17 protein-coding genes and 1 pseudogene are annotated in these 22677 nt (G+C 71.2%); 7 read left to right on the forward strand and 11 right to left on the reverse strand.

Annotated features, from left to right (window positions below; all coding sequences use genetic code 11):
• Positions 1-59: 59 nt before the first annotated feature.
• Both WMF43_RS12375 and WMF43_RS12380 read right to left on the reverse strand, forming a co-directional pair.
• Entirely contained in the window at positions 60-1157 is a 1098-nt protein-coding gene (locus WMF43_RS12375) for a hypothetical protein (RefSeq protein ID WP_437680021.1), read from the reverse strand.
• A 142-nt stretch (positions 1158-1299) separates the two neighbouring features.
• A complete protein-coding gene (locus WMF43_RS12380) occupies positions 1300-2805 on the reverse strand; it encodes a lysyl oxidase family protein (protein ID WP_437680023.1) in 1506 nt (501 codons plus the stop codon).
• A gap of 359 nt (positions 2806-3164) precedes the next feature.
• On the opposite strand from WMF43_RS12380, the gene WMF43_RS12385 reads away from it, so the two are divergent.
• Together WMF43_RS12385 and WMF43_RS12390 are read left to right on the forward strand one after the other, a co-directional pair.
• Positions 3165-3641: a helix-turn-helix domain-containing protein gene (locus tag WMF43_RS12385; protein ID WP_437680024.1), complete on the forward strand. Its 477-nt coding sequence runs from the start codon at positions 3165-3167 to the stop codon at positions 3639-3641.
• Positions 3638-6238 (forward strand): VIT domain-containing protein, encoded by a 2601-nt coding sequence (locus WMF43_RS12390; RefSeq protein WP_437680026.1) that lies wholly within the window; start codon positions 3638-3640, stop codon positions 6236-6238. Before WMF43_RS12385 ends, WMF43_RS12390 begins: the two co-directional genes overlap by 4 nt.
• A 188-nt stretch (positions 6239-6426) precedes the next feature.
• Here the strand turns inward: WMF43_RS12390 and WMF43_RS12395 are convergent, their stop codons facing one another.
• From WMF43_RS12395 to WMF43_RS12410, 4 genes are all read right to left on the reverse strand, one after another.
• Positions 6427-7512 (reverse strand): OmpA/MotB family protein, encoded by a 1086-nt coding sequence (locus WMF43_RS12395; RefSeq protein ID WP_437680028.1) that lies wholly within the window; start codon positions 7510-7512, stop codon positions 6427-6429.
• 114 nt (positions 7513-7626) lie between these two features.
• Entirely contained in the window at positions 7627-8745 is a 1119-nt protein-coding gene (locus tag WMF43_RS12400; RefSeq protein WP_437680030.1) for an NAD(P)/FAD-dependent oxidoreductase, read from the reverse strand.
• Entirely contained in the window at positions 8742-9338 is a 597-nt protein-coding gene (locus WMF43_RS12405; RefSeq protein ID WP_437680032.1) for an isoprenylcysteine carboxyl methyltransferase family protein, read from the reverse strand. The genes WMF43_RS12400 and WMF43_RS12405 overlap by 4 nt, the downstream gene beginning before the upstream one ends.
• Positions 9332-10480 carry a type III polyketide synthase gene (locus WMF43_RS12410; protein WP_437680034.1) on the reverse strand — a complete coding sequence of 383 codons (1149 nt, stop codon included), beginning with the start codon at positions 10478-10480 and terminating at the stop codon, positions 9332-9334. The genes WMF43_RS12405 and WMF43_RS12410 overlap by 7 nt, the downstream gene beginning before the upstream one ends.
• A 356-nt stretch (positions 10481-10836) precedes the next feature.
• Here WMF43_RS12410 and WMF43_RS12415 point away from each other — a divergent pair, with 356 nt between their 5' ends.
• Complete coding sequence (locus tag WMF43_RS12415) at positions 10837-11208, forward strand: DMT family transporter (RefSeq protein WP_437680035.1); 372 nt, start codon at positions 10837-10839, stop codon at positions 11206-11208.
• Between the two features lie 388 nt (positions 11209-11596).
• Positions 11597-13021: a proteinase inhibitor gene (locus WMF43_RS12420; RefSeq protein ID WP_437680037.1), complete on the forward strand. Its 1425-nt coding sequence runs from the start codon at positions 11597-11599 to the stop codon at positions 13019-13021.
• Between the two features lie 45 nt (positions 13022-13066).
• On the opposite strand, the gene WMF43_RS12425 is transcribed toward WMF43_RS12420, so the two are convergent.
• Positions 13067-13972: a LysR family transcriptional regulator gene (locus tag WMF43_RS12425; protein ID WP_437680039.1), complete on the reverse strand. Its 906-nt coding sequence runs from the start codon at positions 13970-13972 to the stop codon at positions 13067-13069.
• 145 nt (positions 13973-14117) lie between these two features.
• On the opposite strand from WMF43_RS12425, the pseudogene WMF43_RS12430 reads away from it, so the two are divergent.
• Positions 14118-14540 (forward strand): annotated as a pseudogene (locus WMF43_RS12430) (NAD(P)H-dependent oxidoreductase); the annotation flags it as partial.
• A gap of 469 nt (positions 14541-15009) precedes the next feature.
• Here WMF43_RS12430 and istB read toward each other — a convergent pair.
• Both istB and istA read right to left on the reverse strand, forming a co-directional pair.
• Positions 15010-15798: an IS21-like element helper ATPase IstB gene (istB, locus tag WMF43_RS12435; RefSeq protein WP_437671251.1), complete on the reverse strand. Its 789-nt coding sequence runs from the start codon at positions 15796-15798 to the stop codon at positions 15010-15012.
• Positions 15795-17282, reverse strand: a complete 1488-nt coding sequence (gene istA, locus WMF43_RS12440) for an IS21 family transposase (RefSeq protein WP_437668776.1) — start codon at positions 17280-17282, stop codon at positions 15795-15797. The genes istB and istA overlap by 4 nt, the downstream gene beginning before the upstream one ends.
• Positions 17283-17414: 132 nt before the next feature.
• On the opposite strand from istA, the gene WMF43_RS12445 reads away from it, so the two are divergent.
• Positions 17415-17771, forward strand: coding sequence for an NAD(P)H-dependent oxidoreductase (locus tag WMF43_RS12445; protein ID WP_437680041.1), 357 nt, complete (start codon positions 17415-17417; stop codon positions 17769-17771).
• Positions 17772-17974: 203 nt separating this feature from the next.
• Positions 17975-18565 (forward strand): hypothetical protein, encoded by a 591-nt coding sequence (locus WMF43_RS12450; RefSeq protein WP_437680043.1) that lies wholly within the window; start codon positions 17975-17977, stop codon positions 18563-18565.
• A 336-nt stretch (positions 18566-18901) separates the two neighbouring features.
• Here WMF43_RS12450 and WMF43_RS12455 read toward each other — a convergent pair whose 3' ends face one another.
• Positions 18902-20500: a DUF1552 domain-containing protein gene (locus WMF43_RS12455; RefSeq protein WP_437680045.1), complete on the reverse strand. Its 1599-nt coding sequence runs from the start codon at positions 20498-20500 to the stop codon at positions 18902-18904.
• Positions 20501-20515: 15 nt separating this feature from the next.
• Complete coding sequence (locus WMF43_RS12460) at positions 20516-22135, reverse strand: DUF1592 domain-containing protein (protein ID WP_437680047.1); 1620 nt, start codon at positions 22133-22135, stop codon at positions 20516-20518.
• Between the last annotated feature and the right edge of the window lie 542 nt (positions 22136-22677).

The raw sequence follows: 22677 nt of genomic DNA on the forward strand, positions 1-22677 counted from the left end.
GCTTCATCCCGAGCGCCGCTCGGGGCGGCGCGATCCCGCCTCGGTACGGTGCCCTCCCTTCACCCCTTCCGCGCGCGCTCGTATGCCTTCAGCCACCGCTTCGCGGTCACGTCGAGGCTCTCCCTGAGCCAGTCGTCGAGCTTGTGGAGGTCGAGCCCGGCGAACGCCTCGGCGTGCTGGCGCGCGAGGAGGCTCACCTGCGCTTCCAGCGCCGCGCGCTGGTCGCGCTTCGCGAGCTTCTCGACGTCCAGCGACGCCCGCCCCAGGCGATCGCGGAGGACATACATGCTCCGGCCGAGCGGCACCTCGACGTAATAAGGCACCTCGAGGCCCCGCCATATCGACGCTTTGACCAGCGCGAGCCGGTCCTCGTCTTCGTGGAGGTAATTGCTCCAGCTCGTCGCCGCGTGGGTCGTCTCCTTGAACTCCAGGAGGCGCAGGCGCGCGCCGTCGCCGCTCCGCTCGCGCGCGAGCAAAAGGTACCGCTCGAGCCCGCCCGAGCCGCCCGAGTCCCGGTCCCGGTGGGCGAGCTCGATCACCTCGAGCTCCGCCTGAGGCGCGATCCGGCCGAGCGCCTCGCAGAGCTTCTTCCTCGTCCGGTCGGGCACGCGCGACAGCTGGAGCGAGGGCTCGTCGAACCGGAACGCCTCGCCCTCGGTCCATTTCGCGAGCTGGCGCGCGTCCCTGGCCGCGACGTCGGGGTACAGCGCCTCGGGGAGCTCGCGCGGCGGCTCGTTGCCCTGGAGGATGTCCTCATAGAGCTCCATGAGGTGGCCGAGCGTCTTGCCGTCGTCGAGCAGCAGCCGGAGCGCGGTGAAGTACCGGAGCGCGTCCAGCGCGGCGAGGCCGGGGCCCGAGTCGTCGAGATCGTTGAACACGTAGCGCGGGCCCGCGGCGAACGTGATGACGCCGAAGTTCGCGGGGTGCGGATCGCCGAAGCAGAGGCAGCGCCCGCCGGGCACCTTGCTCCGGGGGACGTCGAGCAGATCGACGTGCCACGCCTGCGGGAAGCTCCGCATGAAGCGGAGCGGCGAGCGCGACGCCGCCTTCCATTTCTCCTCGAACTCGAGCGGCTCGACGTGAGGGTTCACCGCCCGGAAGAACGCGCGGGTGAGCGCCGCGACGGGGAGCAGATCGCGCTCTTCTATGGGTCGCATCGAGCCTCCTCTGGCCTGACAGGTGACGTGATCGCGGCGATTTCTTCGGCCATTCCGCGAGCGCGCCACCGCCCGCGCGCAGCTCCCCTAGCTACCACGCGGGCGGCCTCCGTGAGGAGGTGGCTTTCGTGAGGGGGGCGGCTTACGGCGCCGCGGCGGCCACCTCGCACGTGAACGGCGAGAACCCGTCCCACGCCCCGATGAGCACGGTGTAGACGCCGCTCTCCGGGCACACGATCCGCGCCTCGGGGCAGACGTTGCACGCGTCGTCGACCGACGTGACGGCCTCGGCCTCCGTGCACCCCGACGCCGCCGCGCCGTCGCAGATCCGGATCATCGGGTCGCCCGCGCAGACGCCGCCGGAGCAGCCGCAGCCCACGACGAGCGGCTCGCCGGGGGTGCAGGTCGCGGCCTCGAAGCCGGGCGCGATCGACCAGCCGCAGTCGCGCTCCGGGCCCTGGCCGCCGAAGCCGCAGGGCTCGAGCGGCGCGGCGGGACCCGGCGGGACGTCCTCGGGGATCGTCACGGGGACCTCGATCGTGTTGTTGTCGTAGTTGCTCTCCGGCAGCGTGCGGTTCGTGTTGACGGAGAGGCGGAGGGTGTACTCGCCGGCGGCGACGCCGGTGATGTCGACCCACTGGCAGTCGAGGCCGGCGCCGTAGATGTCGCTCCAGCCGCGCTGGATGCCCTGGAAGCCGCAGTGGTAGCGCGGCGAGGACGGAGCGCCCGGCACGCCCACGGACGAGAGGTCCATCAGGCAGAACGCCTGCTTGTGGCCCGTCGCGGCGATCGCGCCGTTCGCGTCGAGGAGCTCGTACCGGGCGTACCCCTCGAAGTGGTAGTGGTTGTGGCACGCGGAGAACTCGAAGCCGGAGGTGAGGTTCGGGTCGCCGAGGATCATGTCGGCGCCGCCGATGTTCGGCGTCTCCGTGCTGAAGTTGAGCAGGCGGCGATCGCCCGCCGCGGCCACGCAGCCCTCCACGATCGCGCAGCTGTCCGCCGGGAAGACCTCGTGGGAGATGAAGAGGCTCCCCTGCGCCGTCTCGGCTGAGATCGTCAGGTCGGGCAGCGGGCACTCCCCGCCCGGCTCCAGCTGCGTGCACATGCCCAGGAAGCCGCTGACGCAGCACGTCTCGCCCTCGCCGCAGTCGCTGTCGCTGCTGCACAGGCCGCCCTCGGTCGTCGGGTCCGTCTCCTCGACCTCGAGCACGACGTCGAACGCGCCCTGCCGGAGCTCCACGTCCTCCGCGTCGACGCGGAAGCGGAGCGCCACCTGCGTGCGCTCGTCCGGGAACACGTCGAAGTTCAGGGGGTTCGGCGAGAGGAGCTGCGCCTCCACCGGCTCGACCACGTTGTCGCGGCGCAGGCGCTCGAGCCGCCAGCCCTCCTGCAGGAAGGTGAAGTAGCTGCCGGCCGGCACGTCCGCGCTCAGCGTGGTGCGGTTCGGCTGCTCCTCGGTCTGGAAGAAGAGGGTGTTCGCAGGCCCCTGGACCATCACCACGGCGTCGCGCAGCCGGTACACGGAGCCGGAGGCCGACGCGCCGGTCAGGCTCATCTCGACCTGCCCCGTCTCCTCCACGCGCCGCTCCTCGGCCACACACCCGATCAACGTCGCCAATCCGACAAGCCCGAGATGCGTCAGCTTCATAAAAAACTCCGACCTCCTTTTCGCCCTACCGAGAGCGTTGATGCTCCGAGGGCGGAGCATCCTTCACGCGGAGACCCGATTCTTCGCGAGCGCACGATAACGGCGTGAGCGCACGAATCCGCCGCAAGCGCCGGCGGAAACCGGCGGAATCCGGCGGAGTACGCCGCGAGCGCCCGCCGGCGCGCGAGCGCCGCCCGCCGGCGGGTCCACGCCGCGCGCCGGCTGGTCTGCTCTACGGAGGCGAGGCCCCCGGGCTTCCCCGCGACGACGAGCGCGCTCGCCGCCCGGCGACGCGCGGCGACGCGCAGCGACGCGCAGCGCAGGGTGTCTACTTGACAGTTGTAGTGTCTCGACGCAGGATGGCCCTCGTGACGACGTACAAGCTCGACGAGCTGGCGGACGAGGCGGGCGTGGCGCCGCGCACGGTGCGCTACTACGTGCAGCGCGGCCTGCTGCCGGCGCCCGAGTTCCGCGGGAAGGACACCGCCTACGGGCGCGAGCACCTCGCCCGGCTGCGCGCGATCAAGGTCCTCCAGCAGGCGCACTTGCCGCTCGAGGAGATCCAGGCGCGCCTCGCCGGGGTGAGCGTGGACGAGATCGAGCGCATCGCCTCGGGGGCGCCGCCGCGTGTGCCCGCGGCGCGCTGCCCCGGCCCGGAGGAGGCGCTCCCGCCGCCCGCGGGCGCCGGAGCGCCGCGCGGCGAGCGCTGGGAGCGCGTCGAGATCGCCGAGGGCGTGGAGCTCCACGTGCGGAGCGACGCGCCGGAGCGCTCGCGGCGCATCGCCCTCGATATCGAGTCTCGCTACTCCACCCTTGCCCCGAGAGGCGCGCGATGAACCCGACCACCGCAGCATTGCACTTGCCGTCGTGTCTACGCTCCGTGGAGGGCCGCCCGGTCCCGCTGCTCGGCGTCTCGCTCTCGGGGGAGGTCCTCGGCGGCGCGGCGCGGCTCGTGGTGCGGCAGCGCTACCGGAACGAGGAGCGGAGGCCGATCGAGGCCATCTATACGTTCCCGCTCCCGAGCGACGCGACCATCGCGGGCTTCGCCATGGAGTGCGCCGGCCGCCGGCTGGACGGGGAGGTCAAGGAGCGGGAGGAGGCGTTTCTGGCCTACGACGAGGCCGTCGCCGCCGGCCACGGCGCGGCGCTGCTCGACGAGGAGCGGCCCAACGTGTTCACGGCCAGCGTGGGCAACCTCCTGCCCGGGGAGGAGACGGTCGTGGAGGTCGCGTTCGTGCAGGCGCTTCGGGTCGACGACGGGGCGCTGCGGCTCATGATCCCGACCCTCGTCGCGCCCCGGTACATCCCGGGCGCGCCGCGGGGGGACCGCACCGCGCACGGCGCCGCCGCGCCGACGGATCTCGTGCCCGACGCCGACCGCATCTCTCCCGAGATCGCGCCGGTCGATTACGGCATCACCCTGGATATCGCCTTCGATCTGGGGCGCGACGTCGCGATCGAGAGCCCCTCGCACGCGCTCGCGGTGCGCCGGGAGGAGGGGTATCGGCGGCGCGTCTCCTTCCGGAGCGACGAGGCGGCGCTCGATCGGGACATCGTGCTGCTCGCCGCGGGCGCGCCCGGCGTGCAGGCGGGCGTCGTGTGCGACAGGCGCCCGGGCCAGGAAGGGACCTTCGCGATCACCGTCGTGCCGGACCTGTTCGACGGCAAGCGCGCGCCCGCCCGGCGCGACGTGGTGTTCGTCGTCGACGTGTCGGGGTCGATGCAGGGCGCGTCGATCGAGCAGGCGAAGCGCGCGCTCCGCCTGTGCCTCCGGCACCTCGCCGAGGGCGACCGGTTCGGGGTGATCGCCTTCTCGAGCGACTTCCGCGCGCTCTCGCCGGCGCTCGTGCCGTTCACGCAGGGGACCCTCGATCGCGCGGACGGGTTCGTCGCGGGCCTCGAGGCGGACGGGGGCACGGAGATGATGCAGCCGCTGGTCGCGGCCGTGGACATGCTCGACGACGCGGGCCGGGATCGCGTGATCGTGCTGCTGACGGACGGCCAGGTGGGCAACGAGGACGCGATCGTCGACCGCGTCGTCGGGCTCGGCAAAGGGGTGCGGGTCTACACGTTCGGCATCGGGACGAACGTGAGCGATCTGCTCGTGAACGAGCTCGCGCGGCGGACGGAGGGCGCCGCGGAGCTCATCCACCCGGGCGAGCGCATCGACGAGAAGGTCACGGCGCAGTTCGCGCGGGCGACGGCGGCCCGGGTCACCGGGATCGAGGCGCGCTTCGAGGGCATCGACGCCGGCGAGCTCGCGCCGGCCGAGCCGCCCGCGCTCGTCGACGGCGAGCCGTGGGTGCTTTACGGCCGCTACGGCGCGCCGGGCATGGGGCGGCTGCACCTCCGCGGGAAGCTGCGCGGGGAGGCCTTCCACTGCGAGGTGCCGGTCGAGCTCGCCGCGGAGGCGTCCCGGCCGGCGCTCCCGGCGCTGTGGGCGGGCGCGCGGGTGCGGGAGCTCGAGGCGTCGGAACGAGCGCTGTCGGGCAGGCGCGCCGAGGCGATGCGCAAGCGCATCGTCGACCTCGCGGTGCGGCACCGGGTGGCGTCGAGGCACGCGTCGTTCGTGGTGATCGAGCGGCGCACGGGCGATCGGCGGGCCCACGGTCAGCCGGAAGCGCGGCCCGTGCCGGTGCACGCTCCGGCGGGGTGGGGGATGTCCAGCCATCGCGGCCCCGTGGCGGCGGCGGCCGCGTTCGCCGCGGGGGCGTTCGGTGGGGCTGGCTCTCTCGTGTTCAGGCGCAGCCCCCTGCAGGTCTCCGCCTCCGCGGCGCCGGTCGCGGCTGCGCCGGCGCTCGGGGCGCCGGCGGCCAGCGGCGGTCTGCTGGCGCGCGCCAAGCAGCTCTTCCAGCCGGCCGCGGCGCCGGCGCCGGCGCACGGCTCAGCGGGCTCGGCGCGCGGCGCCGCTCGCTCGGGCGGCGCCGCCCCGCCGAGCGGATTCGCGGAGTCGAAGCGCCGGCTCGAGACGGGCTCGCCGCCTGCGCCTGCGCATGCGCCGGGCGCCGCTCCCGGAGGGCCGATGTCGCCCGGGGTCGACGTGGGGCGCATGTTCGAGGAGCAGCGCGCGTCGGGGCTGTGGGAGAGGGGAGAGGCGAACGATCGCGGGCGGCTCACCAGCACGGCGCTGTGCCTCTCCGCGTGTCGTGAGCAGGGCGTCGATTCGGCCCATCCCGTCTACGGTGCCCAGGTGGCCAAGGCCGTCGAGGCGCTCTGCGCGCTGGCGACGTCGCTCCTCGAAGGCGGCGGCGCCGACGACGAGGTGGCCGCGGCGCTCGCGGCGGCCTACCTCGTCGCGAGCGGACGGCGGCTGCGGGCGCGGGTCCAGGAGGTCGCGGCGACCGCCGCGTCGGGGGCGGTGCGCGCGCTCGCGGGCGAGCTGGGGGATGCAGGGGCGCTCAAGAGGAGGGTCGAAGCGCTGCGCGGCGCGTGAGGGGCTCGCCGGGGGCGCCCGGCGATCGCGCGCGGCGTCCCAGCGGATCCGAAGCACGCGTCCGGCGGTGGTGCGGGAATCGCCGCAGGCAGCGTGCCGGAAGATTCAAACGCCAAGGCGCCAAGGTCGCCAAGTACGCCAATTTATTAAATTTTCTTGGCGTCGGCCGCGCGAGCCGCGGATCACGTTCAGGGATAGGTATCTTCCTGGGTCCGGGTGCCGGTGGCCGGGGTGCCGGTGGCCGGGGCGCTCGTCGCCGGGGTGCCGGTGGCCGGGGCGCCCGTCGCCGGGGCGCCGGTGGCCGGGGTGCCGGTGGCCGGGGCGCCCGTCGCCGGGCGGACCCCGCCGGTCGCGCTCGGCGCGATCTGAGCTGTCTCATCCACCACGATCTCGATCCGCGGATCCGGCGGCTGCGCGGGGGCGCCGCCGCTCGCGTCGGCGGGCGCCAGGTCGGCGTACGCCGCCAGGCTGAGCTGGGCGAGGGGCAGGCCGGCCTCCTTGGCCTGCGCCAGGAACAACATCACGGCGCGCGCCTGCGCGACCGTCACGTCCCAGCCGTTGCGCCACGCCACCGTCGGCGCGCCGCTCGCCGTCGGCGCGCCGCTCGCCGTATGGCCGACGACCTGGTAGCCGAACGCCCTGAGCGGCTCGCTCCCGCGGATGATCGCGGAAAGGTCCCGCAGCGTCTTCTCTCCCGCCGGGGAGAGCGCGTCGCGGTTCCCCTTGAACAGGACCCTGCTCGGGATCGAGATGACCACGCTGCCGTCGCGCGGCGCGACCGTGATCTCGCCCGCGGCGAGCGGGGCGAACGCCTGCAGCACGGCGCTGTCCGGCGAGGCCGCCGCGCGCCCGCCCGCGGCGCCGCCGCGCTGCGCCCCCGCGCCCGGGGCGGGGCCCTCCATGCCGAGGAGGTCGTCCGCGACCGGCGTCGGCGCCGCGGCCCCGGCGCGCGCGCCTTGCTGCTCCAGCTCGCGGATGCGCAGCTCGCTGCTCTGCAGGTCGCGCTGGAGGCGCGCGACCTTGTCCTGCTGCACCTGCCACTCGAACTCGGTGTAGCCGCACCCGGCGAGCAGCGCGGGCGCGAGCAGCGCCAGGAGGCGCACGGGAGCGCTGCGCCAGCCGTCCGCGCTCGGCCGCCGGCCGGCGCGCGCCCCGAGCGGGGAGCCCCGACGCGCAGCGCTGCTCACGAGGCGCTCGGACGCGGAGAGGGAACGGGAGACCTCGGCGCTCCCCTTCGCGCTCCCCTCTGCGACAACCAAAGCAGGCAATTGCACGTAACAGGCTCCTTCCTCGCCGGATTCGACCGGATCGCTCCTCGAGAGCGCCGGCGCCTCGAGGGCGCGGGAGCCTATCCGAGCGGCCCTGGTCCGACAAGGCGCGGGCCGGGCTCAGCGCGGGCGCAGCACCGCGGCGACCGCGCCGCGGAGGAGCCCCGGCGCCACCGCGAACGTCGACAGGAGCCCGTCGCGCAGGCGCGGGCGCCGCGCCACGAAGAGCACCGCGCGTGTCGCCACCGCGTAGCGGAGGAAGGCCCGCCGGAACACGCGCTCGTACTCCGCGAGCGGGGCGCGCGGATCGGCGCCGCCGCCGCCGAGCGCCGCGTCGAGCGCGACCGACAGCGCCGCCGCGCCCACCAGCGCGAGCGAGATGCCCTCGCCGGTGATCGCGTCGATGTAGCCGGCCGCGTCGCCGACCAGCACGAAGCGGTCGTCGTAGAGCCGCGACGAGGCGCGCTCGAGCGGGCCGCTGCCCCGCGGCGTCGAGTCCGCCGGCGCCCCCTCGACCCGGGCGGCGAGCGCCGGGAAGCGGCGCACGAGGCGCTCGGCCGACACGCGGCCCTCCAGGCGATCGCCGTCCCACAGGAACGCGACCCCGACGCGCCCCGGCCCCGCGGGCGTCACGTAGGCCTCGACGCCGTCGCCGAGGTGCACCTCGACGAACGAGGACCAGGGCGCGCACCGGAAATGCTGGCGCAGCCCGAGCCGACGCGCCCCCGACGGCGGCGCGTCCCAGCCGAGCGAGCGGCGCACCCGCGAGCCGAGCCCGTCCGCGCCGACCACGTACCGCGCCTCCACCACGCGCCGCCGCGTGACCAGCCGCGCGCAGCCCTCCGCCCGCTCGACGCGCAGCGCCGGCTCGTCGCCAGAGAGCCGCGCGCCCGCGGCCCGCGCCCGCTCCGAGAGCGCCGCCGACAGCGCCGTGCGGCGGACCGCCATCCCGCCGGGCGCCGGCAGCGGCGCCTCGACGCAGAGGCCGTCCGCGCGCAGGTACCGGATGCCCTCGAGCGGCGCCCGCTCGGCCGGATCGATCGCGGAGAGCACCCCGAGCTCCGCGAGCGCCCGGCACCCCTCGGGCATCACCCCCTCGCCGCACGCCTTGTCGATCGGCCACGCGGCCTGATCCAGCACGACCACCTCGCGGCCTCGCTGCGCGCAGCCGATCGCGACCGCGAGGCCCGCCGGCCCGCCGCCCACCACCGCGACGTCGCACCTCGTCGTCGCGCTCACGGCCCGCCGCGCTGCTCCGGCGCGGGCGCGCGGCGGCCCGGCACGAGCCGCGGCAGGGCGCCCATCTCCGCGGCGTACGCGGGCCCGAGCGCCTCTTCCTCGGCGCGGATGCGCACCGCGAGCACCGCGGCGTTCAGCGCGCTGAAGACGAGCGCCGTCAGCCACGCGCCGTGGATCAGCGGGAGCGCGGCCATCTCGACGATCACGGCCGCGTAGTTCGGGTGGCGCAGGTACCGGTACGGCCCGCCGGAGACCGGCCGCGCGCCCGGCACCACGATGATCCGCACGTTCCACTGCTCGCCGAGCGTGGCGATGACCCAGTACCGGAGCGCCTGCGCGAGCAGCGCGAGCGCGAGCGCCGCGAACCCGAGCAGGCCGGGGAACGGCCGGTCGAGCGCGTCGACCTCGAGCACACACGCGGCGAGAAAGGCGCTGTGCATCAGCGCCATCACCCGGAAGTGCGCCTGCCCGACCTCGACCCCGCCCCGCGCGAAGGCGCGCCGCGCGTTGCGCCGCGAGACGACGAGCTCGGCCAGCCGCTCGACCGCGACGGCGCCCACGAAGGCGATGTAGAGCAGCTCCGAGCTCACCATCGGAGCAGCGCGATCTCCGAGCAGAACCCGGGGCCGAACGCCATCATCACGCCGTAATCCCCGGGCCGGGCGCCCGGCTCGTCCAGGAAGTCGCGCAGCACGAACAGCACCGACGCGGAGGACACGTTGCCGATCTCGCGCAGCGAGCGCCACGACCGGTCGAGCGCGTGCTCCGGCAGCTCGAGCGTCTCGGCGACCGCCTCGAGCACCTTGGGCCCGCCGGTGTGGACGATCCAGTGGCGCACGTCGCCGCGCGACAGGCCGTGCCGCGCGAGGAACCCGTCGACGTCCCGCCGCACGTGCTCGCGCACGAGCGCCGGCACGCCCGCGGACAGGACGACCCGGAAGCCGCTGTCCACGACGTCCCAGCCCATCATGCGCTCGGTGTCCGGGTAGAAGACGGCCTGCGTCGCGAGCACCGCCGCGCCGCCCGCCCCTGCCCGGGCGCCGCGCGCGCCGCCCCGCGCGTCGTTCCACGCGTCGTTCCACGCGACCTGCGCGCCGCGCACCACGACGGCCGCCGCGCCGTCCGCGAAGAGCTGCGCGGCGATCACGTTCGCGGCCGAGGTGTCGTCGCGCTGCAGCGTGAGCGAGCAGAGCTCGACCGACAGGAGCAGCGCCGTGTGCGCCGGGTACGCGCGCAGGACGTCGGCGACGCGCGCGATCCCGGCCACGCCCGCCACGCACCCGAGCCCGAAGATGGGCGTGCGCTTGATGTCGCGCCGGAAGCCGAGCCGCCCGACGAGCCGCGCGTCCAGGCTCGGCGCCGAGATGCCCGTGACCGAGACGAACACGATGTGATCGACGTCCTCGGCGGCGATCCCCGCCCGCTCGAGCGCCGCCCGGCAGGCGGCCTCCCCGAGCTCGATCGCGCACGTATTCCAGCGGCGGTTCTGCTCGGCGAACGTCGACGCGTCATAGTAGGCCTCGATCGGCAGCGCGAGGTGCCGCCCCCGGACCTCGATCGACCGCTGCACCCGCTCCACGAGCGCGAGCGCGTCCCCCTTGCCGGCCCAGAGGCGGCGCAGCCCCGCGCACGTCTCCTCCCGCGTCGCATAGTGCGGCGGCACGGCGGTGCCCACGGCCGCGATCGCCGGGGCGAACGGCCTTTCAAATGGTGTTTCCGAAGGTTCAAGGCTCATGGCGTGCGGCAGTCTCTCATCAGCTCCTGCGGCGGGCCATCGCGATTTCTCATGATCTCGCGCGAAATCGCGCTGGCGCGCGCGGCGAAGTCTCACCAAAGCCTCTACGCGGCAGGTCTCCTCCGCTGCGACGTCCACTTCGCGCCCGCCGGCTCGCGGGCGGCGGATAAGGTCGATAATCTACGAGAACATCCAGAGGAGCGTAGGGGACCTCCCGAGCGCGCTGTGACATCCCGAACCCGGACTTTGTTGTTCACGTCGTCGTCCCGGATCTGGTACTGCTCCGTGCTGCTGCGCCGGAGGTCTCCCGGGAATGGGTGAGCTCCCCGGGCTCCGGCGCTCGGTGCACTGCAGCCATGGCCCAAGGTTACCTCTTCCTGATCATCGCCCTCGTCTTCAACGCGACCGCGAACATCCTGATGAAGCTGGCGTCGCGCCGCGTCACCTCGATGGAGGGGATGTCCCTCGTCCAGAAGGGCCTCGCGCTCGCGACGAACTACCACCTCGTGCTCGGGCTCGTGCTGTTCGCGTCGAACATCCTGTTCTATGTCCTGGCGCTGAAGCGCATCAACCTGTCGATCGCGTACCCGATCATGACGTCGGGCGGCTTTCTCATCATCTCGGTCTTCTCGGTCTATTACCTGCGCGAGCCCCTCACGACGATGCAGATCGGCGGCATCGTCATGATCGCAGCCGGGATCGCGCTGCTCGCGTACAACGTCAGCTAGCACTCCGCCTCTCGACAGGCGGATCGGCCGCGCCGAACCGCTGTTGTCCATCGGCTTCGCCGCGCTTGCGGCAGGCGTGATGACGGCCCGCATCGGCCGCCTCGACCCGCGCTGACGAGCCCCCGAACCACTCCCCCCACCCTGGCCTTCGTGCAGCTCCGTCGCCGCTCGCGCGACGTCCGGGGTGGGCCAGATCACGTTTTCGCCGAGCCATGACGCGTCGCGCCGTTGGTGTGGAGGTGTTCGATTTCGCTGTTCCTCCACAAAATGTTTGTACGAAGATTGAACAGTCATGAACAAACGCTATAGACCAGGGCGTTCGCTGGGCACACAGTGAGCTAAACTACAATCGCCTTTCGTCTGAAGGCCACGTTCAGGAGATTCGACCGTGAAGCAAGAGCTCCTCCGTTCACCGCACGTGATGCTGGGCGCAGCGCTCCTCGTCTCGGCCCTCGGAGGGCTGGGCGCCTGCCAGGAGACCGAGGGCAAGGCCACATCGGAGTCTCCAGAGGACTTCGTGTCGCCGGGCCGTTGCGTCTATACGAGCCCCTTCAGCCAGGCCGAGGAGTGCCGGGAGTACACCGGCGCAGGCTGGAGCGCGGAGGCCGCGCAGAACGACTGCGAGGCGCTCCAGGGCTCGACCTTCACCGCGGCCGAGCGCTGCGCCTATCCGCAGACGCTCGGCCGATGTGTGATCGGCGGCGGCACCGAGGACGAATACAGCCTTGTCCTCCCCGGCGACGACACGAGCCAGTGCGCCTCGACCCAGCGCGGCTGCGAGCTCTTCGGAGGCGGCCAGTTCGATCCGGACGCTTGTGACGGCGCGAGCGACGAGCCCGGCCCAGGCATCGGCACGGCCGGCGCGGTCTTTCAATGGCCCGTGCAGGCCTGCGTCGACCCGAAGGCCGGCGAGCCGGCGGGGCAGAGCGACGGCAAGGTCTGCACGTTCGGCGCGATCTCGGGCTGCACCGAGCCCGGCCGCCGTTTCACCGATTATGCGTCGTGCGAGCCGGTCGTCACGCAACGCCCGTACTGGCCCGCGCCTCCCTCCGATTTCAAGACCCCGAGCGACGATCCACGCCTGTCCGACCCGGAATGGCTCGGCGAGCTCGCCTGGGTCACGGAGCAGGCCGAGGCGTGCGGGTGCGTGTGTTGCCACTCGGAGAAGGCCGCGCCGGCCGCGGGGCCGTCGAACTGGTACATCGAGGCCGGCCCGATCTGGACCGACAGCTTCTATCCGACGGGGCTCGCGCTGGCCGCCGGCTGGGTCTCCTCGGCGTCGCTCGGCGCGTATCCGCCGGACCAGAACAACGGCTTTTCGCGCGACGTCGCCGGCCTGCCCACCACGGACCCGGCGCGTATGATCGCGTTCTTCGAGGGCGAGCTCCAGCGGCGCGGGTTCACGAAGGAGGACTTCGCGGACGAGACCCCGTTCGGCGGGCCCCTGTACCAGCAGAGCCTCTACGTGCCGACGGAGTGCACGGCGGGGGAGGGCGTGGACGCCGGAGGCACGATCACCTGGGCCGGCGGCGCCGCCCGCTACGTCTTCATCCTGGAGGCGGACGCCGAGAACCCGGGCGCTCCGCCCAACCTCGACCTGCCCGAGGGGACGATCTGGCGGCTCGACGTGCCCTCGAGCGCCGAGCCCGTGAAGAGCGGTATCACCTACGGCGAGGTCCTGCCGAATACGAAGCAGGGGTATCCCGCCGAGGGGAGCCCAGAGCAGCTGGCCCCGGGCACGAAATACTACCTGTACGTGTGGGCGGACGTCGGCCTCCCGATCACGCGGTGTCTGTTCGAGGTCTCGCCCTGAGAGGGAGCCTCGACGTCGTCCCGGCCTCCCGCGCGAGCGCGGCCTTCATCCGACGTCCCCCGAGAGCGATCGCACCCGGTCCCGCAGCCAGGTGAGCGCCGGGTGGCTGGCTGTCCTGGGGTGCCACACCATGGCAATGGCGAAGCCCGGGACGGCGACGGGGGGCTCCAGGAGCTCCAGCCGGTCGGCGCGATCGCGCGCCACACGTTCGGGGACGAGCGCCGCCATGTCCGAGCGCGCCACGATCTCCGGCACCATGAGGAACGAGGGCACGGACAGGACCACGCGCCGCTCACGTCCGTGCGCGGCGAGCGCGGCGTCGGTCGCGCCCGTGAAGCCGCCGCCGCGCGGGCTCACCACCACATGGTCGAGCGCGCAGAACTGGTCGAGGCTGATGGTGCGCGACACCAGCGGGTGCTTGCGACGGACGATGACGACATAACGCTCGTCGAGCACCTTCCTGCGCTGCAGGTGCTCGGGCGCGGTCTCGGGCGTGATGAAGGCGAGGTCCACCTCGCCGCGCTCCGCCTGGTCCGCGAGCTGCGCGCCGTCGAGGGCTCGCCACGCGAGCCGCATGCCCGGCGCCTCGCGCCGGAGCTGGAACGCGAGCGGCATCAGCAGCGCATACTGCACGTAGTCGGACGCAGCGATGGCGACCGTCATCTCGGCGGTCGCGGGGTCGAAGCCGGCGCCCGCGGCGAGCACCGCGCGCACGTGCTCCAGCGCCTCGTGCAGCGGCGCTTGCAGCTCGAGCGCGCGCCTCGTGGGCGTCATGCCGCGCTGCGCGGGGAGCAGCAGCGGGTCGCCGAGCAGGTCGCGCAGCCGCTGGAGCTGGGCAGACAGCGCCGGCTGGCTGAGGTTCAAGCGCCGGGCGGCTTTCGTCACGTTGCGCTCGGCGAGCAACGCGTCGAGCGCGACGAGCAGGTTCAGATCGAGGCGGCTGCTATCCACCGAGGCGATAGCAGCACAGAAGATCCGCGACTTCAACGATGCCGGGGCGGGGCGTAGCTTTCGACGCGTCAGCCCGGCCGCGACCGGGCACGTGTGGAGATCCACCAGACGAGGAGACGAGCTCGCTCCTCGGAAAGGACATGCCATGAACCTCCTCATCGTCTACGCGCATCCCGAGCCGCGCTCCTTGAACGGCGCGCTCCGAGACCGGATGGTCGCGACGCTCACCGCCGCCGGGCACGAGGTGCTCGTCTCCGACCTCTACGCGCAAGGGTGGAAGGCAGCGCTCGATCGCGCCGATTTCCCGGCCGAGCCCGAGGGCGCACCCCTCGGCGTCATCGACGCCTCCCACCGCGCGTTCGCCCACGGCACGCAGACGCCGGACGTGGCCGAGGAGCAGCGGCGCCTCCTCTGGGCCGATGCCGTCATCCTCCAGTTCCCGCTCTGGTGGTTCTCCATGCCGGCGATCTTGAAGGGCTGGGTCGAGCGCGTCTTCGCGCACGGCTTCGCCTACGGCGTCGGCGAGCACTCGGACCGGCGCTGGGGCGACCGCTACGGCGAGGGGGTGATCGACGTCAACTACTCTTGCCGGTCAGCGACAACTATTTTTGCCGGCCGCAGCCAGGTCCTTCCTCTCGTCGCCGTCCCACTTCGCCCCCCTCGCTCTCGTTCGTGTAGTTGTCGTCACCTCCGCCGTAGTTGTCGTCGCGTTCCCCGCCCTGCTCCCGCCGCTTCCTCGCGCACTTCCTCCTCGTGTAGTTGTCGTTCCGTCGGCCTCACATTCCCTCGCGCCCACGCCATCGAGGCCTCGGCCGCGCGCCCGCAGTGGCGACGCGGTGCCCCGACGCGCCCCCGCGCCCCCACCGCCGTCCCAGCGCGCCACGGCCATTCCGTTCATCCGCCCTCCTTTGCCACTCGCATCGCTCGTCCTCCCGCGCCCACGCCATCGAAACCTCGGCCGTGCGCCCCCCGTGGCGGCACGGTGCCCGACGCGCCCCGCGCCCCCACCCCGTCGCAGCGCATCGCCGCGGTCTCTCTCATCCCTCGTCCTCGCTGTTCCTCTTGCCTGCGTTGCGCTTCTTCGCCTCCTCTGCCCGCACGCTCTTTCGCTCGATCTCGATGATCGTCGCGTGGTGCACGATCCTGTCGACCGCCGCCGCGGTCGCCATCGGCGTCTTGAAGATCCGGTCCCACTCGCTGAAGACCAGGTTGCTCGTGATGATCAAGCTTCGGCGCTCGTACCTCTCGGCCATCAGCGTGAAGAGCACCTCCGCCTCCTCCGCCGTCTGCTGCACGTACCCCAGGTCGTCGAGCAAGATCGCGTCGAAGACGTCCAGCGCCCGCAGCGCGCGCGGCAAGCTCAAGTCGCGCCGGGCTGCCAGAAGGTGCTGCACCAGCTGGTAGGTCGGCGTAAACAGCACGCTCCTGCCCGTATCGATGAGCGCGTGGCCGAGCGCGCAGGCCAGATGGCTCTTGCCCACGCCGGGCATCCCGAAGAGCAGCACGTTGCCGGCGTGGTCCACGAAGTCGCCTCGCGACAGCTCCTGCACCCGCAGCAGCGCCGACTGCGGCACGCGCGTCTTGTCGAGCGTGTCGAAGGTCTTGCCCGGCGGCAGCTTCGAGGCGCGTCGCAGCCTGTCGGTGCGCCGCTCCTTGCGCCCTGCGGCCTCGAGCTCCAGCACCTCGGCGACCACCCCGAGCGCCTCACCGTGGCCGCCGGCCACAAGCCGCCGCACCAGCTCGCCGGCCGCCGTCGGCAGCTTCCACTCCGACAGCAGCGCCGTGATCCGAGCCCCCATCTCGGGCGTGTACGTCAGGGCGCTCATGACGCGCCTCCGGCCGCGAGCAGCGCGTCGTACTGACCGAGGTCGGGCGCGCCGATGCGCAGCGCGGGCACCGCCGGTGTCTCCGGCTGCGCCAGCGCCTTGACCGCAGCGTAGTCAAACGCTTCGCCCCGCTCAAGCAGCGCCGAGAGCGCCTGTTCCACCGCCCGCTCCCCCGTGCTCGCAGCCAGGTGCAGCACGCGCACATACTCCACGTCGGCGCGGTCGCCACGCCGCTCGCGAAGCGCGTCGTAGGCCCGCCGGAACACGAGCGACGGGAACAGGTCCTCGCGGTAGCGATACGCCGCGAAGGCGCCGGGCTTGCGCACCAGCGACCAGATCACGTGCCGGTAGTCGATGCGATGGCCGTACTCGCCGCGCAGCCGCGGCATCGTCTCGACCAGCTTGCCGGCGTACCGGACCTCGACGACATCGGCGAACAGCCGCGCCTCGACCTCGTGCCCGATGAGCCGCGAGGGCACCGAGTAGATCCGACCCGCGACCGGGATGGTGCTCCACTTGCGCACTGCGACGACTACCCGCGTGTACTCGGGCACGCGGCTGGAGGGCAGTGGCCTGAGCGCCGCACGCTCCTCGGCCAGCCGCGCCTCACGGCCTCGGTGAAACTTCTCCTCGACGACGCGCCCGACAAATGCCATGTACGCCTCGACGGTCAGGAAGTCGCGGCTGCCACGTAACAAGAGCGCCTGCTCCAGCGCGCTCTTGAGCAGGTGGTGCGCCTTCTCCACGACTCCATTCTCATGCGACTCGCCGGGCTGGATGCGCGAGGCCTGAAGGCCGTAGTGCTCGACCACCTCGGCGAACCGCCGTGTCAACGTGCGACCACCCGTCTTCACCAGCTCGTGCGTCGCCGCCGAGAGGTTGTCCAGACGAACCCTCTCGGGCACTCCGCCGAGCGCCCACAGCCCGCCCTGCAGGCCCTTCACGAGCGCCTCGAACGTCTCGCCGAACGCGAGCTCGACGAAGCGCCAGCCGCTGTAGGCGAGCACGAGCTGGAAGAACAGGTGCACGAACAGCTCGCCGGCGATGGTGACGCCGAGCTCGGTGGCGTGGGTGAAGTCCATCGATGCCATGCGCCCCGGCGTGTGCTCCTGCGGGAAGTAGACTTCCTTCTCCGGCCCGTGCTGCGCACGCCACTCCCGTACGCGCCGCTGGAGCGTGCGTAGCTGCCCTGGCTCGAACACGCCCGGCTTTCTGCGCGCAAGCTCCTCGAAAATCGTCTTCGCCTCCAGCTCCCCCTCCTTGTCCGCGACCAACAGCGGCTCGATCTCCGTCGCCCACACCTCGACGAACGGGTCCGGTCGCGTGCGCCATGTCCGCGGTTGCTTCGTCTCCGAGGGCAGCGGCCCGCGCTGCCACGTCCGCGCCGTCCTCTCGCTCATCCCGGCCGCCGCAGCGGCCGCCTCCAACGTCTTGCCTTCCATCCGCTTCTTTCTCAGCACGCGGACCTGCCTGTCGCTGACCATCCGGGCTCCTCGAGCCCCGGCACCCGGCCGGAGCCCTCAGCTCCGCACCGTCGCACAGGCCGTCCGCACGGCCGCCACACCGGCAAATCTAGTTGTCGCCAGGCGGCAGAAGTAATTGTCGCTGATCAGGGGGTGTTCGCCGGCAAACGCGCCATGCTCGTGCTCACGGTCGGCGGGTGGGCCGAGCACTATGCGGAGCGCGGCATCAACGGGCCGATGGACGACCTGCTGTTCCCGATCCAGCACGGCATCCTCTTCTATCCCGGCTTCTCGGTGCTGGATCCGTTCGTCGTCTACCGGGCCGAGCGGATGAACGAGGAGCGCTTCCGGGCCGTCACGCGCGACCTCGATCGGCGCCTCGAGGGGCTGTTCTCCGAGCGGCCGATCGCCTACCGGCCGCAGAACCGCGGCGATTACGAGATCCCGTCGATGAAGCTGAGAGACGGGCTCGGCGCTGGACAGCAGGGCTTCAGGTTGCACCGGGCCTGAGAGACGCGGTGCGGTAAGATGCCCTGCGCTCGGACAGGCTTGTGGTCATGGCGAGCGCTTGCGGCGTCGTCATAAAAGTTCCACTCCGCCAAACGCGCTCATCGATCACATCTCGCCCTCAAAGTCCGAAGATCGAAGCCTTTCTCTTTGATCTGACAGAGGACGAAAGCTATACTTTCTCTCTCACCACCATCGTGAGATCTATGAAAATTCGACTCTCCTACTTCGCAACAACAGCAGCAATCGTCGCCATCCTGTCGCCTCTTTCAGGCTGCTCCGGATCCTCGGGCGACGACGACGACAACAACAGCGGCTCGACGGCCGAAGGCACGGGCACGAGCGGGCCCGGGTCCGGCGGGGGGGACCCTGGAGGCACAGGCACTGGAGGGGCCACGAGCGCGAGCTCCAGCGCTTCGGGGACCGGCGGCGGCGGCTCACAGATCGAAGCAAGCTTTGCCACGGTCCGGCAGGTCTTCGTGGGAGCTCACTGCGCCGATTCGAGCTGCCACAACGGCGAGGCGAAGCCGACGCTGCAGGACTCGACGATGCAGGACGACGACACACTCTACACGATCCTGACCACGTACGTGTCCGAGGCCTGCGGCAACATTCCGATTGTCACCCCCGGCGATCCGGAGCGGAGCGCCCTCGTCAAGATCCTCAATGGACCCTGCGGGGAGATCGGCCGCATGCCGAATGGCTGCGTCTCCGAGCCCGTCACAGAATACTCTTGCCTGGACCCAGCATACATCGACGCGATCGAGCGGTGGGTCGCCGCCGGCGCCCCGCGGTGAGCGGTCGAGGCGTGGGGCCAGGCTCTGCCGGACGAACCTCGCGATCGGCCCGGGCCTAGAACGCCAACTACGTCGATCGAACGAGAGCTGCACCGCCAAGGTGCCGAGGACGCCAAGAACAAGACAATGTCTTGGCGTCCTTGGCGCCTTGGCGTCCTTGGCGTCCTTGGCGTCCTTGGCGTCCTTGGCGTCCTTGACGCCTTCGCCCCGAAATCCCGCTCGTGTAGAGTCCTCCCGTGCAAGGCGCGCCGCGCTGGGCACACCAAGCGAAAGGCCCCTCCCGAAGGAGGGGCCTTTTTATTGCGCTCGCCCCGGTCGACCCGGCGCAAGCAACGGCTAGCCGCCCGCGCGAAGCTCCGCGAACTCTCCCGGGTTCTTGATGGATGCCGGGTTGCTCTCGTTGGCGAAGAGCTTGGTGTCGTCGTACTTGCCGAAGTGGGTCACGTCCGCCGTGCCGCCCTTCGCGGGGAAGCCGTCCGCGCCGGCCTTCACGCCGATGGCGTTCATCAAGTTGCAGAAATACTTGTTGATCGGCGCGTTGGCGATGTCCGCCGGAGTCCCGGTGCCGTCCAGGTCGGCGTTGCTGACGTCGTTGTCGCCAGGTCCGCAGGCGCCCTCGCTGTTGCCGCGGGTCAGGTCGGGCTTGCCGTCGAACACGTTCACGGCCTGGCCCACCTTGAAGTAACCGCCGCAGCTCCCCGCCTGGATGATCGGGAGGTTGTTGAGGTTGTGGCTGTTGCCGTCCGAGTCTTCCTGGAACCAGACGGTCGCGGTGTTGTCGAGGAGCTTCCCGTCGCCCTCGTTGAAGCTGTCGAGCCGGCCGACGAGGTAAGCGAACTTCTTCGCGTACCAGTCGTCGATCTGCTGGATCATCTCGTTCACACCGGTGAGGCAATCCCCGCCCATGAAGGCGGTGCCGATGCGGTGGGAGATGCCGTGGGTGTCCTTCTCATGGTTCACGCCGTCCCACTTGAAGATCGTGGTCCCGGGGAACTTCATGAAGATGACGCGGTTCTGGTCGCAGATGGCCGTGAGCACCGCGAGGTCGAGCATGATGTTCGTCGACTTCGACAGGTCGACGCTGAGGCCGCCGCCTTGCGCGGCCGCCTGCACGGACTGGGCCGTCAGGCCGAGCTCCGCCGCGATCTCATCGCTGCACTGGGCCCTGACGGTGCCCGTCGTCTGGTGGAGGAGGTCCATCCAGTCCGAGAGCTTCTGCTTGTCCGACTGGCTCATGTCGTACCGCTGGAGCGTCTGCAGGTCCTCCCGCACGATGTCGATGACGCTCTTGCCGCGGACGACCTTGTACGTGTCCGGCGACATGGATCCCTGACCGAAGAGGTTCGTGAGGTTGTTGAAGATCGTCGTCGGAGACCCGATGCCCGAGAAGATCTCTCCGGGCTTGCGGTATGAGAAGTTCGACATGGCGTCGGTCCTCACCCCGCCGATCTGCATCAGGAGGGGATCCGCGCCGCTCGGGTTGACCTGCTCCGCGCAGACGTGATCGAGCGAGCGGCCGGTCGACTTGGCGCCGAACTTGTCGCTCTCGGGCGTCACCGGGTAGCAGGTGAAGTACGAACCCATGACCTGCGTGTGGGGGTCGTTGTTCTGGCCGTGGGACCTCGTGAAGCTCCACTCGTTCATCGCCCGGATGCCGCGGGGCATCAGGAGCTTGGACGCATAGGGGGCGAGGTGCTTGAGCGTGGTCGCCTCGTAGTCGGCGGCGGTCAAGGGGCCGTGCGACTTCGCCGGGAACCACCGGTTCGTCAGGCAGCCGTAGTGCGTGAAGAGCACGATCAGCCGCTTCGGCGCCCCGCCGCCGGCCGGCTGCGCCTCCGCCTCACGCTCCGCGACGGAGCTCAGGAAGGGCGCGGCGACAGCGGCTCCACCGAGGCCTCGGAGGAAGATTCTTCGGGTCAGATTCTTCTTCGTCATGTTCGTACTTCCTTCTCACTTTCCAGCGACGCGCAGACGGAAAGAATCTGCTTGGGTGATATCGGTGAGTAGATCGAGAATGGTGTAGCCGCTATTGGACAGCTTCGTGTTGAGCCCATCGACGGTGCAGGCGTCCTTCGAGTTCGGCGCCCGTCCCGTGGCGAAGGCGACCCACTGCTCGGCATAGTGGCGCTTGGCGACCGGACCAGCGCCGAGCTCCGTCATCAGCTCCTGGGGCGTCGTGATCCGCTTCGTGTTGTTGTCGCCGAAGAAGACGTCGCCGGTCGTGTCGAGGGCGCCGCCGAGCGGGTCTTCGGTCTGGAGCTTGCCGACGGAGTCGTACCGCTCGAGCACGAAGCCCGGCGGGTTGACGAAGGCGCTGTGACACTCGACGCACCCTCCCGGGGAGGTCAGCGCCTCGATGACCTGACGCTGCGTCGTGAAGTCGCCCTCGGGGAGCGGCGTCTCCGTCGCGCCGGGCGTCGGCTGCAGGGGGACGCCGAGCAGCTTCGTCGTGATGAACGCGCCGCGGAGGATCGGGCTCGTGGCGGCGTAGCTCGAGTAGGAGCTCAAGAAGCCGACGCGGGTCAAGAACCCCGGCCGCTCGTTCGGGTCGAGCTCCACCCGCTCGAGCTCCGTCCCGTAGTCCGCGGGGTTGAGGCCGTACAGCGGAGCGGTGTCCTTGTTGACGAAGCCGACGTTGCTCAGGAAGAGGTCCTTGAACGAACCCCCCTCGAACGCCACCTCCTCGAAGAAGGCGTCGATCTCCGCCATCATGGGGGCGACCACGCCCTGGGAGTATTCGGGGTACTGGGTCTTGTCGTGATCGAGGGTCGCCCAGTGCGCCCCCTGGCGAATGTCCGCGTAGACGCGATGGAACGTGGCGACGAGCGGCGCCGTCTTGGCGCGGTCCTTCACCATCCGCTGCGCCTGCGCCAGGATCTGCTCCTTGGTGGTGAGCTCGCCGGCGTCGGCCGCCGCGCTCAGGATGTCATCCGGAACGGAGTCCCAGAGCAGGAAGGCTAGCCGCGTCGCCACCTCGTGGCTGGAGAGCTTGTACGCGCTTCCTTCCTTCTCCTGCGCCAGCTCGGGGAGCATGATGAACGAGGGCGAAGCAAGGAAGGCGTAAAGGATGGCCTCGGCGACCTCGGCGGGCGTGCCCTGGGGCTCCAGCGTGGTGAGCCGCATGAAGCGCTGCACCTCTTCATCCGTCAGAGGGCGACGGAAGGCCTTGCGGCCGAAGGAGCGAATCGTCGTCTCGTAGCACCCTGCCGCCGCCGGATCGCAGGCGATGAACTTGGACTTGTTCGGCCCGGCCATCACCTCGGCGGCGACGCGCTCGGCGGCCACGAGGTAGGAGTTCCATGCGATATCCGTCAGGCTGCCCTCGAGGTCCGGAACGAGCAGCGAGGACGGCGTGCCGTTGCCGGCGCTCGCCAGTGTCGTCACGCCGAGCAGATCCCTCACCACGGCGTCGTACTCCCGGTTCAGCAGCCGCGGGAGCTGCGTGGTCGCCGGAATTCCTGGGATGCAGACATCGGGATCCCCCGGGTCCTCTGTTTCTCCCGGATCGACGGGGGTGTCGTCCTCCCCGCTGCCCGCGATGTCGCCGGTGCACCCAGGGAGGAAGGCCAATGAAGTGATAAAAATCGTCGTACCGATGTACGATAGGTGCCGTACCGTTCGCATACCGCAACTATTCCCGCGAGGTGTCGAAGTGATCACCGGTGCGGATCAAGAGCTGCAGACGAGCTCGCAGGTGGCCAGCGAGAGATCACCGGCGGCTCCCCGACCGTTCCTCTGGAGGCGTGATAGTGAAGCGCCGGCGTACGCGCGGCGCGCTGAGGCCCGCTTCGATCTCGAGGGCCGTACCTCCGCCGAGCGAGGCGGCGGCGCGCACGAGGCCCCCAGCGCTCTCGACGCTATGCTGGATAGCGTCAACTTGCTGGATAGCGTCACCCTGCGCGGAGCGTCAGTATCGCGCGGCCTGTTGCCAACGTAAGAAAGGAGAGCCCGACGAGAGCTCGTTCGATCGCCAGAGGCCGGCCGCCAGAGGCCGGTGTTTCTCGCGTGAACGCGCTCCCCTGACGGATCCAGTGCGTCGAAAAATGTACAGCTAGACCGCTCTGGGTTTCGACGCGATCGTGGACGGACGCGCCGCACGACCCGAGGGGGCC

The organism is Sorangium sp. So ce131 (assembly GCF_051519095.1).
GTDB lineage: Bacteria > Myxococcota_A > Polyangia > Polyangiales > Polyangiaceae > Sorangium.